Annotated in this window: 18 protein-coding genes; 9 read left to right on the top strand and 9 right to left on the bottom strand. The window is 26.2% G+C overall.

All coding sequences use genetic code 11. The features are described from left to right. Positions 1-69 precede the first annotated feature (69 nt). The 3 genes from der (at position 70) to BPAA_RS01360 (ending at position 4,448) form a co-directional block, all read left to right on the top strand. The gene (der, locus tag BPAA_RS01370) at positions 70-1,395 is read left to right on the top strand and encodes a ribosome biogenesis GTPase Der (protein WP_041178669.1); all 1,326 of its coding nucleotides are present in this window, start codon (positions 70-72) and stop codon (positions 1,393-1,395) included. A gap of 43 nt (positions 1,396-1,438) precedes the next feature. Further along, positions 1,439-2,053 carry a Holliday junction branch migration protein RuvA gene (gene ruvA / locus BPAA_RS01365; protein WP_015429890.1) on the top strand — a complete coding sequence of 205 codons (615 nt, stop codon included), beginning with the start codon at positions 1,439-1,441 and terminating at the stop codon, positions 2,051-2,053. A 79-nt stretch (positions 2,054-2,132) separates the two neighbouring features. Then, entirely contained in the window at positions 2,133-4,448 is a 2,316-nt protein-coding gene (locus BPAA_RS01360; RefSeq protein WP_015429889.1) for an inorganic phosphate transporter, read from the top strand. Here the strand turns inward: BPAA_RS01360 and BPAA_RS01355 are convergent. Continuing rightward, positions 4,445-5,437 carry a LuxE/PaaK family acyltransferase gene (locus tag BPAA_RS01355; RefSeq protein WP_015429888.1) on the bottom strand — a complete coding sequence of 331 codons (993 nt, stop codon included), beginning with the start codon at positions 5,435-5,437 and terminating at the stop codon, positions 4,445-4,447. The two genes, BPAA_RS01360 and BPAA_RS01355, sit on opposite strands and share 4 nt — an antisense overlap. Continuing rightward, positions 5,427-5,936, bottom strand: a complete 510-nt coding sequence (locus BPAA_RS01350; RefSeq protein WP_023469931.1) for a CvpA family protein — start codon at positions 5,934-5,936, stop codon at positions 5,427-5,429. Before BPAA_RS01350 ends, BPAA_RS01355 begins: the two co-directional genes overlap by 11 nt. Positions 5,937-5,967: 31 nt before the next feature. On the opposite strand from BPAA_RS01350, the gene BPAA_RS01345 reads away from it, so the two are divergent. Next, the gene (locus BPAA_RS01345) at positions 5,968-6,330 is read left to right on the top strand and encodes a hypothetical protein (protein WP_023469930.1); all 363 of its coding nucleotides are present in this window, start codon (positions 5,968-5,970) and stop codon (positions 6,328-6,330) included. A gap of 6 nt (positions 6,331-6,336) precedes the next feature. Continuing rightward, on the top strand, positions 6,337-7,326 hold the full coding sequence (gene pheS / locus BPAA_RS01340; RefSeq protein ID WP_015429885.1) for a phenylalanine--tRNA ligase subunit alpha: 990 nt from the start codon (positions 6,337-6,339) through the stop codon (positions 7,324-7,326). Here pheS and rlmB read toward each other — a convergent pair. Together rlmB and BPAA_RS01325 are read right to left on the bottom strand one after the other, a co-directional pair. Beyond that, the gene (gene rlmB / locus BPAA_RS01335; RefSeq protein ID WP_015429884.1) at positions 7,310-8,071 is read right to left on the bottom strand and encodes a 23S rRNA (guanosine(2251)-2'-O)-methyltransferase RlmB; all 762 of its coding nucleotides are present in this window, start codon (positions 8,069-8,071) and stop codon (positions 7,310-7,312) included. The two genes, pheS and rlmB, sit on opposite strands and share 17 nt — an antisense overlap. A 364-nt stretch (positions 8,072-8,435) precedes the next feature. After that, a complete protein-coding gene (locus tag BPAA_RS01325) occupies positions 8,436-8,699 on the bottom strand; it encodes a YtxH domain-containing protein (protein WP_015429882.1) in 264 nt (87 codons plus the stop codon). Positions 8,700-8,802: 103 nt separating this feature from the next. Here BPAA_RS01325 and murB point away from each other — a divergent pair, with 103 nt between their 5' ends. Further along, positions 8,803-9,825, top strand: coding sequence for a UDP-N-acetylmuramate dehydrogenase (gene murB / locus BPAA_RS01320; RefSeq protein WP_015429881.1), 1,023 nt, complete (start codon positions 8,803-8,805; stop codon positions 9,823-9,825). A 107-nt stretch (positions 9,826-9,932) separates the two neighbouring features. Next, the gene (locus BPAA_RS01315; protein ID WP_432762341.1) at positions 9,933-10,745 is read left to right on the top strand and encodes a purine-nucleoside phosphorylase; all 813 of its coding nucleotides are present in this window, start codon (positions 9,933-9,935) and stop codon (positions 10,743-10,745) included. Here the strand turns inward: BPAA_RS01315 and BPAA_RS01310 are convergent. Further along, a complete protein-coding gene (locus BPAA_RS01310) occupies positions 10,740-11,762 on the bottom strand; it encodes an Mrp/NBP35 family ATP-binding protein (protein WP_041178708.1) in 1,023 nt (340 codons plus the stop codon). The two genes, BPAA_RS01315 and BPAA_RS01310, sit on opposite strands and share 6 nt — an antisense overlap. A gap of 67 nt (positions 11,763-11,829) precedes the next feature. Here BPAA_RS01310 and BPAA_RS01305 point away from each other — a divergent pair, with 67 nt between their 5' ends. Both BPAA_RS01305 and pnuC read left to right on the top strand, forming a co-directional pair. Then, the gene (locus BPAA_RS01305) at positions 11,830-12,465 is read left to right on the top strand and encodes a 4'-phosphopantetheinyl transferase family protein (protein ID WP_015429878.1); all 636 of its coding nucleotides are present in this window, start codon (positions 11,830-11,832) and stop codon (positions 12,463-12,465) included. Positions 12,466-12,483: 18 nt separating this feature from the next. Further along, on the top strand, positions 12,484-13,116 hold the full coding sequence (gene pnuC / locus BPAA_RS01300; RefSeq protein ID WP_015429877.1) for a nicotinamide riboside transporter PnuC: 633 nt from the start codon (positions 12,484-12,486) through the stop codon (positions 13,114-13,116). On the opposite strand, the gene hisS is transcribed toward pnuC, so the two are convergent. From hisS to BPAA_RS01280, 4 genes are read right to left on the bottom strand one after another with little or no spacing between them, the layout of a single operon-like run. Beyond that, the gene (gene hisS / locus BPAA_RS01295; protein ID WP_051048856.1) at positions 13,111-14,475 is read right to left on the bottom strand and encodes a histidine--tRNA ligase; all 1,365 of its coding nucleotides are present in this window, start codon (positions 14,473-14,475) and stop codon (positions 13,111-13,113) included. The two genes, pnuC and hisS, sit on opposite strands and share 6 nt — an antisense overlap. 41 nt (positions 14,476-14,516) lie before the next feature. After that, entirely contained in the window at positions 14,517-15,875 is a 1,359-nt protein-coding gene (gene ftsZ, locus BPAA_RS01290; RefSeq protein WP_015429875.1) for a cell division protein FtsZ, read from the bottom strand. A gap of 11 nt (positions 15,876-15,886) precedes the next feature. Further along, complete coding sequence (gene ftsA, locus BPAA_RS01285; RefSeq protein ID WP_015429874.1) at positions 15,887-17,257, bottom strand: cell division protein FtsA; 1,371 nt, start codon at positions 17,255-17,257, stop codon at positions 15,887-15,889. Between the two features lie 4 nt (positions 17,258-17,261). Next, entirely contained in the window at positions 17,262-17,981 is a 720-nt protein-coding gene (locus BPAA_RS01280) for a cell division protein FtsQ/DivIB (protein WP_041178707.1), read from the bottom strand.

Here is a 17,981-nt window from a genome sequence, read left to right as displayed (position 1 = left end):
ACACTTTGACTAATAATCTAAGAATGAAACTAATGAAAAAATTCTACCTTTGTGAATAATTTATTAAAAATGAATTATATCGTATCTATAGTAGGACGTCCTAATGTCGGAAAATCAACTTTGTTTAATCGTCTTGTAGGAAGACGAAAAGCAATTGTTCATGTTACAAGTGGAGTGACAAGAGATCGTATTTATGGAAGTTCAGAATGGAATGGAGTACAATTTTCTATCATAGACACAGGAGGTTTTTCTGTTTTAACAAATGATGTACTTGAAAAAGAAATCAAAAACCAAATTTTCATAGCTATCAAAGAATCTGATGTTATTTTATTTTTAATAGATATCAAAATAGGAATCTTAGATGCAGATATAGAAATTTCTAAAATATTAAGAAAATGTAAAAAAATCATTTTATTAGTTGTGAATAAAGTAGATAATGGAAAATCTATATATTCCGATACAGATTTTTTCCGTTTAGGATTTGAAAGATATTACTATATATCAGCTATAAATGGAAGTGGTACGGGAGAATTACTAGATAAATTAATAGAAATATTCAAACAGGAATTATTGAAAAAAAAAGAAAACATATTATTGGAAAACAAATCGTTTCCTCGTTTTTCAATAATAGGACGTCCTAATGTCGGAAAATCAACTTTGATTAACTCTTTTCTAAATAAAAACCATCACATTGTGACAAATATTTCGGGGACAACCAGAGATAGTCTAGATGTATTTTACAAAAAATATGAGTGTATTTTAGTAGATACACCTGGCGTCAGAAAAAAATCAAAAATCAGAGATAACATTGAATTTTATTCTACTATGAGAACGTTTAAAACAATAGAATATGCGGATGTTTGTTTTTTAATGATAGATGCAGATCGTGGATGGGAAAAACAGGATATGAATATTTTTAGATTAGTGAAAAAAAATCATAAAGGAATTATAATTCTTGTTAACAAATGGGATTTATTTCATAAAAAAAATGTTTATACACAAAAAGATTACGAATGTTTGATCCGAAAAAAAATTTATCCATTTTACAATGTTCCCATTTTTTTTATATCCGCCAAAAATAAAGATGGAATACACAAGATTCTTCCCATGGCTTATCATGTTTTAAAATCCCGTAATCACAGATTAAAAACAAATATTTTAAATAAAATTATGTTACCAATTTTGAAAAAAAAACCTCCTACTCCTAAGAAAAAAAATAAATTCATAACTATAAAATATTGTACTCAGTTGCCTTCATGCACGCCAAAATTTATTTTTTTTTCTAATTTTCCTCAATACATAAAAGAATCTTATAAAAGATTTGTTGAAAATAAAATTCGTTCTCACTTTGATTTTATAGGAGTTCCCATACAAATTTTTTTTAGAAAAAAATAACTTGTTTAGGGTTTATTATCTATTGAATTGATCAGATAATATTGTGATAACACACTTAAGAGGAAAGTTAGTAGAAAAAGAGAAATCTTATTTAATCATAGATTGTCATGGAGTCGGATATCATATTCATATATCCTCATATACCTATTCTTCTTTATTAGTAGAAAAAGAAGGAAAAGATATTTGTATACATACTTATCTGTTTATCAAAGAAAATCAACATGTTTTGTACGGTTTTTTTGATAAAAAAGAAAGAAAAATATTTTCTTATTTGATCTCCGTGAATGGAATAGGCCCCAGTTCTGCTATCATGTTATTATCTTCTATGACTCCATATGAAATAGAAAAATCTATATCTAAAGAAGATATAAAAGTCCTAAACAAAGTTAAAGGAATTGGAACAAAAACAGCTCAAAAAATTATTATCGAACTAAAAGATAAAATTATTAAAGGAATTATTCCTAAAAAAGAAAAAAACGTGAAACTATTGGAAAATACTCCTTATTTAATAAAAAAAGAAGCTTTAAGTGCTTTGAGTATACTTGGATTTTCTCCTCAAAAGTCTAAAAAAGTTTTGGATGATATTTTGGATAAAAATCCAGAATTTTCTGTAGAAAATCTCATTAAAGAATCTTTAAAAAAAATTGTAAAATCATAAAAATGATTTCCTTTTTTTTTATAAAAAACCTGAAAAATATACTTTTGTTTTTTGTGTGAATTCAATAATACCTCTGATTATGAAACTTTTTTATTCCTCAATTATAGTGGTTCTTTTTTTCTTATCTATATTTGATCTTATTGTTGGTTTAATTAATGATGCCGTTAATTTTCTCAATTCTGCTATTGGATCTCAAGTTGCTTCTCGTAGAACAATTATGGTTTTTGCTAGTTTAGGTATTTTGTTAGGGGCTTTTTTGTCTAGCGGAATGATGGAAGTAGCAAGAAAAGGGGTTTTTGATCCTTCTTATTTTTATTTTTCAGATATTATTTTTATTTTTTTAGCGGTTATGATCTCAGATATTATTTTACTGGATGTTTTTAACACTTTAGGATTTCCCACTTCTACTACAGTATCTATGGTTTTTTGTTTATTAGGCGCTGCTTTCAGCATAGCCATGATAAAAATCACTTCTCCATTTAATAATGAACCCTTTCATCATTTAACTCTATATATTAAGGCGGAAAAAACATTCACCATTAGTATAGGAATTTTTTTATCTATTCTCATTTCTTTTACTTCTGGTGCTTTTATTCACTATTTTATTCGTTTTTTATTTAGTTTTGAATATGAAAGTAGATTAAAATATATAGGGGTCATATGGAGTGCCATTTCATTGAGCAGTATGACTTATTTTCTCATAGTAAGAGGATTGCATAGTACTTTACAGGGTTTTATGGTTGAAGATTTAACAGGATTTTCCTTATTTATTCAACATTTCATAAAATGGATTCACCATAATTTTTTGATCTTTTTGCTGATATTATTTTCAACTTGGACTGTTATCGCAAAAATATTTGTTTCTTTAGGATATAACATATTAAAATTTGTCGTATTATATGGCACTTTTTCTTTAGCTATGGCTTTTGCAGGAAATGATTTAGTCAATTTTATCGGGATTCCTATAGCTGGAATACAATCTTATAATATATGGAAAGAATCGGGAAGTCCTCCTGCTGAAAAATTCAATATGAAAGGTTTATCTGGAAATGTACAAGTCCCATCTTCTGGGTTAATTTTTGCAGGAATGATTATGATTCTCACTCTTTGGTTTTCAAAAAAAACCAAAAATATCACAAGTACAGAAATTAATTTAAGTAGACAAAATGAAGGACCAGAAAAATTTTTATCCAATTCTTTTTCTAGAGGAATTGTTCGATTTTTTTTATATTTAGGAAATCATTTCTTTAGATTGTTTCCTAAAAGACTTCTAGTTAAAATAGAAAAAAACTTTAAGCAAAAAAAAATACAAAAAGAAGAAAACGTCGCTTTTGACCTGGTTAGGGCTTCTGCTAATTTAACTATATCCAGTATATTGATATCTATAGCCACAGTTCAAAAACTTCCATTATCTACTACTTTTGTTACTTTTATGGTATCTATGGGTACTTCTCTTTCAGATAGAGCATGGGACAGAGAAAGTGCTGTTTATAGAGTTTCAGGCGTATTAAAAGTCATAAGAGGATGGTTTTTAACAGGGGTAATGGCCTTTACTATGGCAGGGATAACGGCTACTTTTCTATACTTTTTGAAAGCATGGGCTCTATTCTTTCTTATTTGTTTGATTTTGTTTGTGTTTTACCGAATTTATAAAACTTATTATTATAATAATAAGATGAAAGATCAAAAAATAAAAGAAAAACCGTTTTTTGTTGGAATAGTGAATCTAACTTTAGAGGGCACTTTAAGTAAAACCTTCGAGATTCTAAAACCGATTCTTGAATATGTTGAAAATATTTACAAAAATAGTATAGAAGGAATTACTCAAGAAAATTTAAAAACTCTTCAAAAAAGTCGAAATCATTTTTTAAAAGTAAAAGAAAATTTTACGAATATACATAACTCTTTAATTAAAGTGATTAGGAAAACAGAGAATCGAGAACCGGTTGCTGGAATCCTTTATCTACATATATATAACAAAACTAAAGAAATCATTGAATCTTCAGATATTATTACGAATCATACATTGTTTCATGTAATCAATAGCCATAAACCTTTAAAATATCAACAAAAGAAGAATTTGCGAATACTTGAACATCTTATGATTGAACATTTTAACATCATAAAAAGAATAACAACAGATAGAAATTGTAAAGAAATTCAATTTCCTTGTACAATACAAAATCAAATTTTGAAAAAAATAGAGGAGCAAATGAATCAACAAGTTATGGGTATTATCCATAATAAATATGGAACAAAAAACACTTTCTTGATGTTGGATCTTCTTTTACAATCAAAAAAAATAACGGAAAGCATAGAAGATATCATTCTATTGTATCACAATGCATTATCCAATATTTCATCCAAAAAAGACGCATCCTTTTTAGCTTTCTAACAAAAGGGGTTCATTAAATTACATCCTCGCATGTCTGAAAAATCCATCCTTCCTAATACTTCGAATTCACGATCATTAATTTTTTTTCCCAAATCTTCGGTAGAAAGAAAAGGACAAGATAAATAATTCGATAAATCAATAATATCAATTCCTCCTATTTTATTGTTATCTACATGTATCAAAGGATCTTCAGGATCTCTTATGTAGATTCTCATCCAAGGAGGACATTGAAATATACCGTTTTTTTTTGCATATGCTTGAGAAAGCATTTCTGTCATTCCATATTCCGAATGAATTTCCTTTACAAAAAAGGAATTTTTTAAAATATCGTGCAATTCTTCTCTAATGATTTCTTTTCTTTTTCCTTTCATCCCTCCTGTTTCCATAATGATGACTTTTTTTTGATTTTTATTTTGTTTCAAATGATTATTTTCTTCTATAAAATCCAATAAAGAAGAACTTAGTCCAAAAATGAAAATATTTTTATCATTTTGATTGGAAATTAGGTGTATATCTTTATAAGAAGTATAAGGAACAAAATGACTTCCATTTTGATGGGTTTTTTGTATCAAATATTTGACCATGTAAATTAAAGAAGAATCTTTTCGAAAAAGAGGAAAAAATCCTAAAAACTTAAATTTTTCTATTGGCCCATAAAATAATTCAAAACCATTTTTAATACTATCAATATAAACACTCAATTTTTTTACATAATGTTTACTTTTGATCCCAGTAGTTCCACTGCTGGTAAAAACACTATCGTAACAATCCGTTCTCCTACCACTCAAAATACGATGCGTTTTAAAAAAAGAAATAGGTAAAAAAGGAATTTCAGAAATATTTTTGATTTTCAATGGGTTTATCTCTAAGGATTGAAGATAAATTTTATAAATTTTGTTATATTTTATTTGATAATGGAATATATTCCATGTCAAATTCTCGAATTCTTTTTCTTCTAATATAGAAAAAATATTTTTTTTAAAGTTCATAAAATTTAAAATATAATTCTTTCAATTTTTTAAAAAAAGATTCTTTTTGATAGAAAAGGAATTGAAATTCTTTTTCAAAGGAATTTTGTAAAAAATGATAAGGAAAAAGATCTATTCTTTTATTTGCTTCTTTTAAAAAAAGAATACATATTGAAAGAAAAAAAAAATATTTAATCATGCCTAATATTCCACCCCCCAATCTATCGATAGGTTTCATCCATGTGATAATCATTATGAATTCTATAATTTTTTTAGTTATAAAAGCTACAAAAATAATAGAAAAAAAAGAAATTATGATAGAATCAATTATAAAAATATAGGATTTTTTGCTTACTATATTGACTTCTGTTAAGATTTTTTTTACAACATCAAAGACATAAAAACCTTTGAAAATCAACATAAAAAATATCATAAACATGAAAAATTGAGAAATTAATCCTTTTTGATATCCATGATATCCACCATATAAAATTATAATTATAATAATTATATCTAACATCACTATTTTTTTAATATACTAACTAAATAAAATGAAAAGAAAATGTATGCAACAATTTCATATCAATTGGAATAAAGTCATGTCATATATACAAAATAATTTTTCTATAGAAGGAAAAATTGATATAATTGGAATTATTTATATAATAGGAATTCAAGAATTAGGAAAAGGAAAGAATAGATTTTTCAATCAAGAAGATAAAATCAATATTCTACATATTGCAATATGTAGAATATTAGAACCTTTTGGATATTATTTTTTTCTTGGAAAAGATAAGGAAGGATGGCCTCATTATATGTTGAAAAATAAGATTCCTTTTAATCCAGAAGAACAATTATTTGTAATAAAAAAAGCTATTATTCGTTATATGAATGACGAAAATATTCTTGAATAAAAAAATATGGATCAAAAAAAAATAGAAAAAGTTAAAGAAGAGATCCAATGTTTTCATATGAAAACATCTAATGATTTAGAAATATTTAGAATTAAATTTTTAGGTAAAAAAAAGGGAATTATAACAATTCTATTTAAAGAATTAAAAAAAATTTCTATTCAGAAAAGAAAGATTTATGGAAAAATTATTAATGAGTTAAAAAAAGAAGCTCAAAATAAAATAAAGATTTTTCACTCTAAAAATGAGATCCAAAAAAATGAGAAAGGACTCAAATTCGATCCTACTATACCTGGAACATCGATTGAAATAGGATCTAGACATCCCCTATCTATTTTAAAAAATAAAATAATAGATTTATTGACAAAAATTGGATTTACTTATGTAGATGGTCCTGAAATAGAAGATGATTGGCATAATTTTACAGCTTTAAATATTCCTATTTTTCATCCATCCAGAGAAATGCAAGATACATTTTTTTTGTGCAAAAATCCAGATTTTTTGTTGCGTACACACACTTCTTCTGTACAAATACGGTATATGAAGAAACATAGCCCGCCTTTTCGTGTGTTGTCTATCGGAAAAGTATATAGAAATGAAACCATTTCATCACGTTCCAATTTCATGTTTCATCAAGCGGAAGGATTTTATATAGATAAAAAAGTTTCTTTTTCTGATTTAAAACAAACGATTCATTATTTAATCACTTCTCTTTTTGGAGAAGCAAAAATGAGATTTCGTCCTTCTTATTTTCCATTTACAGAGCCTAGTGCTGAAGTAGATCTCTATTGCAATAATGAATGGATAGAAATTATGGGTTGTGGAATGATAGACCCCCAAGTTTTGAAAAACGTAAATATTGATTCAGAAATTTATTCTGGATTTGCTTTTGGATTGGGAATTGAACGTTTAGCTCTAATAATTTATAAAATAAAAGATATTAGAATTTATTTTGATAATGATATTCGTTTTTTAAACCAATTTAAAAGTGAGTTTTAGATTTATATTTTCTTTGTCTGAAAATTTCATATAAAATAACACCACAAGCTACAGATACGTTTAAAGATGAAATTCCTTTTATAGCTGGAATTTTTGCTTTTTCGTAGGAAATTTTTAAATATTGGGAAGAAATTCCTTTTTCTTCATTTCCTAGTATTAAAGCTGTTGGCCCTGAAAAATCAATATTATACCAATATATATTGGATTTTTCTGTAGCAGAGACAATTTTCAATCCAGAGTTCTTCAAAAATTCTATTGTGTTCAATAGATTTTTTTCTTGACATATTGGAACTTTAAATAAAGCACCTGAAGAAGTTTTAATAGCATCAGATCCAATCATGGCTGTATCTTTTTTTGGAATAATGATAGCATCTGCTCCTGCGCATGCAGCAGTTCGTATGATAGCCCCGAAATTTCTTACATCTGTAATTCGATCTAGAATAATCAAAAGGGGATTTTTTCCTTTTTCATAAAATATCGGAAGTAAATCCTCTATGTGATAAGTTTCTATAGGAGAAAGAATAGCAAAAACTCCTTGATGATTTTTATTTTTCAATTGATAAAATTTTTGTTTTGAAACGGATTGAATTGGAATATGTTCTTTTTTGGAAAGATTTATTAATTTTTTGTAAGCATTTGATGCTTGTTTCAATCCTCTTTGAAAGAAGAGCTTTCTAATATTTTTTTTAGCTATAATCGCTTCTATCAATGGATGTATTCCATAAACGATTTCTAATTTTTTCATAAAATATTATTTTTTATTATCAAAAAGTTTAATAAAAAATTTATTAAATAAATTTTTTATTAAAAATCGTGTAATATTTTTACCAAAAAAAAATGTAACAATAAAAATTAAAAAATATGAAAAAGTTAGAATTCCAAATCCGATAACATAATTTCCAACATAAAAAGAAAGAAAAAAACATAAAGAAAGACTTACTAAAAAAAAAATAAGAATGCAAAGGATCAATAATAAAAAATTTAAAAAAATTTCTGTCATGATGGAAATCAATATTTGAATGACTTCATTTCTAAAAATACACCATTTTTTATGGATAAAATTTTTAATAAAAATGAACATTTTAAAACAATAAAAAACTTATTCAGTTTTAAGTTCCTAATTCATCTTCTACTTGATCCATTTTTTCTATTTTATTTTTTTTCCACTTAGATTCAAAGTCTGATTTGATTTTATGTACTTTTTTTCCAATTCTATTCCCAATTTCCTGTAAGTTATCTCTTAATTCTTCTGTTTTTTTTTCTAATATATTTTTGATTTTTTCCTCTTTTTTTGTAGAGAATATCATTCCCACTATTAACCCGGCTATAGTTCCTAAAAAAACTCCCCAAAAAAAACTTCCTCCTTTTTTCATAAAAAAACAATTTTATATTTTACTTTTATTTACTACGGATAAATTTAATCATACAATATTTACGTACAAAATTGTATTTATGTATTTATGAAATATTTTTCACATGTTCATTAAAAAAAACTTTTCTCTAAAAAAATTTAATACATTTGGAATAAATGTTTATGCTCGTTATTTTGTAGAAGTAAGAAGTATAGAAGAAATTCTAAAAATTTTTGATATATATCCATCCATTTCAAAACTTTTTTTAGGAAATGGAAGTAATATTCTTTTTTTAAAAAATTATTATCCGGGATTAGTCATGAAAATGGGAATCAAAGGAAAGAAAGTGATCAAAGAAAATCATTCTCAAGTCATTGTTCAAGCTTTTGCTGGAGAAAATTGGAATGAATTTGTAAACTGGACGATCAAAAAAGGATTTAGTGGTTTAGAAAACTTATCATTTATTCCTGGTACAGTTGGAGCTGCTCCCATTCAAAACATTGGAGCATATGGATCAGAAGTAAAAGATACTTTAATAAAAGTACAAGCATATGAAATCTATCATAGAAAAATAAGAGAATTTACACGTGAAGAATGTCAATTAAAATATCGTTATTCTTTCTTTAAACATCCTCATTATAGAAATAAATTTCTGATTTTATCTGTTTTTTTTCTTTTAAGAAAGAAATATAAACAATTAAATACATCTTATGTGGAAATTCAAAAAGAATTAGAAAATATGAATATTAAAATGCCTACTCTCAACGATTTAAGTCAGGCCATTTTTAATGTTAGACAGAAAAAACTTCCAAATCCAAAAAAAATTGGAAATGCGGGAAGTTTTTTTATCAATCCTACAGTAGAGGTTTTGATTTTTAAAAAACTACAACATCAACATCCTACTATTACAGGTTATAATATTTCTAATCATAAAGTCAAACTATCTGCTAATTCATTAATTGAAAATATAGGATGGAAAGAAAAAAAAATTGGAAATGTAGGAATATATGAAAAAAAACCTATTATTTTAGTAAACTATGGAAAAGCTACTGGAATGGAGATATATTCTTTTTCAGAAAAAATAACAAAAAACATAAAAAAAAAGTTTGGGATTCCTTTATCCAGGGAAGTAAATATCATACAATAAGTAAGTCAAAATTCATCAAATGATTAAATCAATCAAACAATTTACCTTTGTTTTATTTTTCCCTTTTTCGGGGGATTCTATTCGTAGAATATAATTTGATAAAAACTTTGAATTTTATTATGTTAATGACTATGACTTTAGAAAAATCAAAACAATACATCCAAAACAAAATCAAAGAAAAACCTGATTTTGGAATTTTATTATTAGGAAATCAATTTGATCGATTGATAGAAGAGATCAAAAATCCTATATGCATTTCTTATGAAGAAATACCCCTTTTCTCAAAAAAAAATTTATATGGAAAATTTATTTTCGGAAAAATAGAAGATAAAAATGTGGTTCTTTTAATAGAACCTTTTTCTGAAGAAAATAGAACAAACAATTTCTCAATTGTATTGTGTAAAAATATAGGAATAGACAAATTCATATTGATTAATATTTCTGGTGGGGTCAATCCCAATTACAAAATGGGAGATGTGATGTTGGTTAAGGATCATATTAATTTTTTTCCGGAAAGTTCTAATATAAAAGAATTTATAAAAAATAGATTTTTCGAAATTACAGAACCATATGATAAAAAAATGATAGAAATTGCAGAAAATATTGCAATGAATCATAATATCATTATTCAGAAAGGAGTATATGTCGCTTATCCTTATTCTAATTATAAAACCTATGCAGAATATGCAATGATACGATCTATGGGGGGAGATAGTGTAGGCATAGATATAGTATCAGATGTCATAAAAGCTAGATGTATGAATTTACGAGTATTTGCTATATCCATTATAATGGGATTATATAAAAAATCTGATGAACATCGAAATTCCAATTTTAAGCCATTTTTTTATAAAGAAATAGAAAAATCTATATCTCTTCTAATATTAATAGTAAAAGAATTTATCAAACTTTGTTTATAATTTTATTTGTTTTATAATATTTTTCGTTATGTTGATAAATAGATTTCTAATCTCCTTGTTTTCTAAGACAATAGGAATTCCCAAATCTGAATATTCTCGTATTGTTTGTAACATAGGAATTTCTCCAAGAAAAAAAAGATTCATTTCTTTTGAAAAATCTTTTACTCCATTTTTTCCAAAAAAATAGTATTTTTCTTTAGTTTTTTTTGAAAGAACATAAGACATATTTTCTATAATTCCAAGTATGGGAACATAAATAGATTGAATACGAAACATTCCTACAGACCGATTAACGTCCGACAAGGCTATTTTTTGAGATGTACTTACTATAACAATTCCTTTTAATTTAAATAATGAAATCTCCTGCAAAAGAGATAAATGAATATCTCCTGTTCCTGGAGGTAAATCTACAATTAAAAAATCTAATTCCCCCCAATTGGTTTCATACATAAATTGTCTCAAAACTTTAGTTACCATGGGGCCCCTCCAAACAATAGCCTGTCCATATTTTGAAAAAAAACCTATAGATATAATTTTAACTCCATAACTAGTAATAGGATTCAGAATTCCATTTTTATGTTGTTGTAAATTCACCGATTCTTCTTTAAGATTAAACATTAATGGAATAGATGGACCATAAATATCCGCATCTAATAATCCAACATAAAAACCCATTTTAACTAAAGAAACTGCTATATTTGTTGCTACTGTGGATTTTCCGACCCCTCCTTTTCCAGAAGCTACAGCTATTATATTTTTTATTCCAGGTTTTATTTTCGTCTCTGATTTTATTTCTATTTTGATGCGGATTGTATCTAAAATATTTTGATTTTTTATAGAACGGTTTATCTCTTTGATGAGTTTGTTTTTTATATGCATAGTAGGATTGGATAAACTTAAATAGATTCTGATTTCATTATTTAATAAATCTATTTTTTTTACCCAACCAGATTCTACAATATTTTTATTATCAATAATAATAACATTTTTTAACGCTTTTTCAATTTCTTTATACAACATAATTAAATAATATTCACAATAGTACAAAAAAAATGGCTAGATTTAAAGAATTTCTAAAATAGCAATGAATTTTTATACCTATAAATTTCATACTCTTCATACTATGATCATAGTTTTTAAATGGAAACATTTTTTAGAAACTATGTTTTTAAGAAAACTTTATCTTTCAGATAAAGAAAAAATGTTTTTTTTATCATTATCAGAAAAACGAAAAAGAGAATTTTTAGGAATACGTTCTGCTTTGAGATATATAGGTATAAAAATGAATATTTTTTATAATGAAAAAAGAAAACCTTTTCTTTTTTCTGAAGGAAAACATATTTCTTTGAGTCATTCTTTTGAAAAAATAGCCATAGCTATAAGTTCTTATCATATAGGAATAGACATAGAAAAATTACGAAAAGATAAAAAGATAGTAAGAATAAAGAAAAAATTTATTAGGGATGATGAATCTATCTTTATTCATCCAAATTATGAAGAAGATTATTTACATATTATATGGGGAATTAAAGAAAGTTTATATAAACTAGAAGGAGGTATTTTTTATAGTTTTTTAGATCATTATAAAGTTTCTCCTTTTTGCCTTCAAAAAAATTCTCGTGTATCATGCTGGATTATAAAAAATTCCTATAGTCAACGATTTTCTGCTTTCTATCGAAAAATAGAAGAACATTACTTAGTTTACATTATAGACAAATAAATATTATAATATTATTATATGAATAATGATTGGATAGATATCCTTTTATCCCCCTATTATCATAATAGTTTTTTTCACATAATTTTAGAATTAACAGCTGTAGCATTTACAATATTTAGTGTATTCTATGCTCAAAAAAATAATGTATGGGTATATCCAATAGGAATAGTTAGTACGATTATATATAGTTATTTAACTTTTGATACCTCTCTTTATGGAAATTTTATTATTAACTTGTATTACACGTTGATGAGTTTTTATGGATGGTATGCATGGATGTATAAGAAGGATAAAAATAAAAAAATTCCTATTACTTTTTGCAATAAAAAAGATTATTTTTATACCTTTATTTTGTTTTTATCCACTTGTATTTTCAGTATGATAGTTTATGTTTTTTATGGAAAACTTCAGTCTCATTTTGATTGGATGGATATTCTGACAACAGGTATTTATTTTTCTGGTATGTATCAAATGTCCATGAAAAAAGTAGAAAATTGGATATTTTGGATGGTGGGAAACGGAATTTCCGTTCCTATTTATTTTTTGAAAGGTTTTATATTAACAGGAATTTTATTTATTATTCTTCTTCTATTGGCTATAGTCGGTTTTTTTCTTTGGAAGAAAAAAGCACTCAATCCAATTTTATCATAATTTTTTCGTTAATTGATTCACAACATTGTTAATGTTATCGTATTCTTTTTCTGTTCTTTTTTGAAGATCTTTCATTCTGATTTTATTTTTATTAATTTCGTTTTTTCCGATACTAATAACAAATGGAATATTGTTATCATTAGCATATCTAAATTGTTTTCCTATTTTCTCCGCATTAGGATATAATTGAGTAGAAATTCCTTTTTTTCTCAAAAATTTGATTATTTTGTATGCATATAAAACCTCTTCATTTCCGAAATTAATAAATAAAACTTTTGAAGGATAATTAGAAACAGTTTGAAATAGATTTTCATGCTCCATGGCTAAATAAATTCGATCCAAACCTAAAGAAATTCCTACTCCATAAATATTGTTTAACCCAAATGAATGAGCTAATTGATCATATCTCCCTCCTCCTCCAATAGAAATAAAACTCTTATTGTAGAATGGAACAATTTCTAATATTGTCCCTGTATAATAATTCATTCCTCTAGCTAAAGAAATATTCCATTCCAATTTTGTATTTTGTAAAGAAATATTATTTATATTTCTATAAATAAAACTCAGATCTCGTAATCCTTTTTTTCCTATTTCAGAATTTTGTAAAGCTATAGTTAAATGTTTTTCTTTATGATAGAAATTTTCTTTCATATCAAAAAAAAATGCCACTTTATCAAAAGATAAAGATGTAATTCCTTTGGAAAGCATTTCTTTTTTTACTAAATCTCGTCCAATTTTATTCCATTTATCTAAAGATGTAGTAAAATCTTTCCATAAATTATTTTTTATGCCAGCTATTTCAACTAGTCCTCTTAATATATCTCTATGATTAATATAGATAATGATAGGAAAATTTAATTTAGTAAAAATTTCGTCACAAAGTTGAATTAATTCTATTTCTTCCCATAAAGACCAAGAATATGATATCATATCTGCATCACATTGGTAAAATTCTCTCAATCTTCCTTTTTGAGGTTTATCTGCACGCCAGACAGGTTGTATTTGGTATCTTTTAAAAGGAAAAATGATTTCATTTTTATGCATAACTACATAACGAACAAAAGGAACCGTTAAATCATATCTAAGAGCTTTATTCGACATATGTTCAATGAAACACTTTTCCACAACATTATTAACAACTATTTCTCGATTATTTTTGATTTTTTTTAAAAAATCTAAAATTCTTTTTTTTAAAAAATTACCTGAATGGAGCAATTTAAACATTAAGGAATCTCCTTCTTCTCCATATTTACCAACAAGAGTAGAAATATTTTCTATGGAAGGAGTTTCTATAGAATCAAAACCAAAAAGTTCAAATTGTGTTCGAATCGTTTGAATTAAATAATTTCGTTTACTCATATCAATAGATGAGTAATCTCTGGTTCCTTTGGGAAGATTGATCAATTTAACTCTTGATTTGGTTTATTTTCTTTTTTACGTTTTAAGATTTTTTTTTCATTTTCATTGTATGAAATCGGAAGATCAAAACTATCTTCTAACATGTATTTTTTATGTTTCTTTTCTTTATAAAAATTTGAATTTATAGACAGATCAAAAATGTTTTGTTTTTGATTCGATAAAAAATCATCTTTTTTATTTTTATAATAAAATTTTTCTAAATGACTGGATTTTGAATAAGTTTTTGAAAAATTAGGATCAATCCGTTTAGAATAAGAATGGATTTCTTCTATTTTGTTTAATCTTTGTTCATAAGGTTCTTCTAATCTATGAAATATTTTTTTTTCTTCATGATTAATAGCTCTCTGTATTTCCGTAGGAAATCCCGTGGCCACTATAGTAACTGAAATACTTTCTTCCAAACCTTCGTCTTCCCCTAGACCCATTATAATATTAGCATTATTTCCTGCTTCAGCTTGTATATAATCACTGATAATTCCTATTTCATCTATAGTAATTTCTATTTTTCCTGAAACAATAAGAAGAAGGACATTTTTGGCTCCCGTAATTTTATTATCATTCAATAATGGGGAATCTAAAGCTTGTACAACAGCTTCTTTTGCTCTATTTTCTCCAACAGCAATAGAAGAACCCATAACAGCCGTACCACTTTCTTTGAGAACGGTTCTTGTATCTCTTAAATCTATATTTTGTTTATAATGATGAGTGATGACTTCTGCAATCCCCTTAGCTGCCGTCGTTAAAACTTCATCAGCTTTTGAAAAACCCGCTTTAAATCCTAGATTTCCATATAATTCTCTCAATTTATCATTATTAATCACAATGAGAGAATCCACATTTTTTCTTAATGCTTCTATTCCTTTTTGAGCTTGTTGTAATCTCATTTTTCCTTCAAAATGAAATGGAATTGTAACGATCCCTACAGTTAGAATTCCTTTTTCTTTAGAAATTCCTGCAATAATTGGAGCAGCACCAGTTCCCGTTCCTCCACCCATTCCTGCTGTAATGAAGGTCATTTTAGTATTAGAATCTAAAATACTTTTTATTTCCTCCAAACTTTCTAATGCAGCCTTTTCTCCTACTTCTGGATCTGCTCCAGCACCAAGTCCTTCTGTAATAGAAGCCCCTAATTGAATTTTTATAGGAACTGGATTATTATTTAACGCTTGTGCATCTGTATTACACGCAATAAAATCTACCCCAGTTATTCCTTGTTCAAACATATGACTTAAAGCATTACTTCCTCCTCCTCCTACTCCAATTACTTTGATGGAAGCTGAACGATTTTTTGGAAATTCCAATTGATCGTTTTCTTTCTTTATAAAATCTTCTTTTTTCATTTCATAGTTTATTATTCTGTATCATTCAATATTTGACGGAACTTATCTGCCCAAATTTCAAGAAAAGATTTTGTTTTATTTTTTTTCTTTTTATGATTCTGATCCTCTTCAAAATTTAATCTACGATTTTTATTATAAAACTTCGTAGAAATCAACTCAGGATTTCCATCATATCTATTATATCTATGTTCCATCTCTGCGTTTGTACAAAGATATTTTTTTTTATCATCAAGTCCTTTAATTACTAACCCTATAGATGTTGCATATTCTGGATTACTTATAATCCCGTTTTCCCCTCCTGCTATATGTTCGTTAGAATAACCTATACGAACGTCCATTCCAGTAATATATTCTGTTAATGGACGAATATGTTTAAGTTGAGAACCTCCACCTGTCATAACTAATCCTGCAATCAGTCTTTTCTTTTGTTCTTCATTTCCATAATTTTTTATTTCTACATTTACTTGTTCCAAAATTTCACATACTCGTATATGAATAATTTGGGAAAGGTATTTTAAAGAAATTTCTTTAGGATCACGACCTCTTAATCCAGGAATACAAACAATTTCTGTTTCCTTATTTTCTCCTGGCCATGCAGATCCAAATTTTATTTTTAGTAATTCGGCTTGTCGTTCAATAACCAAACAATCTGTTTTTATATTTTCAGTAATGACATTTCCTCCAAAAGGGATCACGGCAGTATGACGGATAATGTTATCTTTAAATATAGCAATATCCGTAGTCCCTCCTCCTATATCCACTAAAGCAACACCTGCTTCTCTTTCTTCTGTACTTAATACAGCTTCAGCAGAAGCTAAAGGTTCTAAGGTCATTCCAGATAAATTCAAGCCTGCAGCTTTTACACATCTTCCAATATTTCGTATCGAAGAAATTTGTCCTACAACTACATGAAAATTTGCTTCTAAACGACTTCCATACATTCCTATTGGTTCTCCTATTTCTGCTTGACTGTCGACTTTATATTCTTGTGGAAGAACATGAATAATTTCTTCTCCCGGTTGCATAATCAGTTTATGAACTTGATCTATTAATTTTTGTATATCTTTTTGACTGATAACATTTTCAAAATCTAATCTAGTAATATAATCATTATGTTGTAGACTTCTAATATGTTGTCCTGCTATTCCAACAATAACTTCTTTTATTTTTAAACCCGAACTATGCTCTGCTTCAGATACCGCTTCACGAATAGCTTCAATTGTTTGAGTTATATTATTTACGACCCCTCTATGTACACCTACACTTTTAGATTTTCCTATGCCTAAGATCTCAATCTTATTATATTCATTTCTCCTTCCTACCATAGCTACAATCTTTGTGGTTCCCACATCAAGACCTATAGCTATATCTTGATATTCCATAGACTTATCTTTTTTTTGCGACTACTTGGTCTTTATACTGTAAATCAATACTTTTGTATTGATTAATATCTATTTTATTTAGGTACTGATTATAAAATGCTTTTAATTTATTCAATTTATTTTTAAAATCCTTTATATTTCCTAATATAATATGATGATTCCCTATTTTTGGAATTAAAACAAATGAATTTTTATTTTTTTTTATACTAATAATTTGGTTTTTTAATAATTCATCGGAGTTTATGAATTTTATTAAATTCGTTAAATATTTTTTTTCTTCTTTTGAAAAATGTCCTTTTGCTAAGACAACTTTTGATGAAAAAAAAGAGGAAAGTTCTAAATTTTCCGCATCTTTAGTAAGATAAGATTCTTTATTTCCATTTTTGATTCTTAATATAGGTTCTTTTTGCAAAATTTTAATATTTAAAGTTCCATCTACACTAAGAAACACTTCAGATTTTTTGATAAAAGGGTAATGATTTAATTTTTTTTCCATTTTTAATATACATAATTGACCGATTTTTTTTTCAATTTTTTTTGTTTTATAAAATAGAATATTTTTAATAATTTCTTCATTTACAAAATGATTTTGAGATAAGGGATCAATGACAATATTAAATTTTTTTAAAGTTCTGTTTTGATGTGTTTTTTTAGAAAAATAAAAAAGCGAGATCATACAAATCATATATAAAATAATGATAAAGGATGTTTTACTATTTTTCAT

This window comes from Blattabacterium cuenoti BPAA (assembly GCF_000348805.1).
GTDB classification, from domain to species: domain Bacteria; phylum Bacteroidota; class Bacteroidia; order Flavobacteriales; family Blattabacteriaceae; genus Blattabacterium; species Blattabacterium cuenoti_B.
This window is presented reverse-complemented; position numbering and strand designations above follow the sequence as displayed.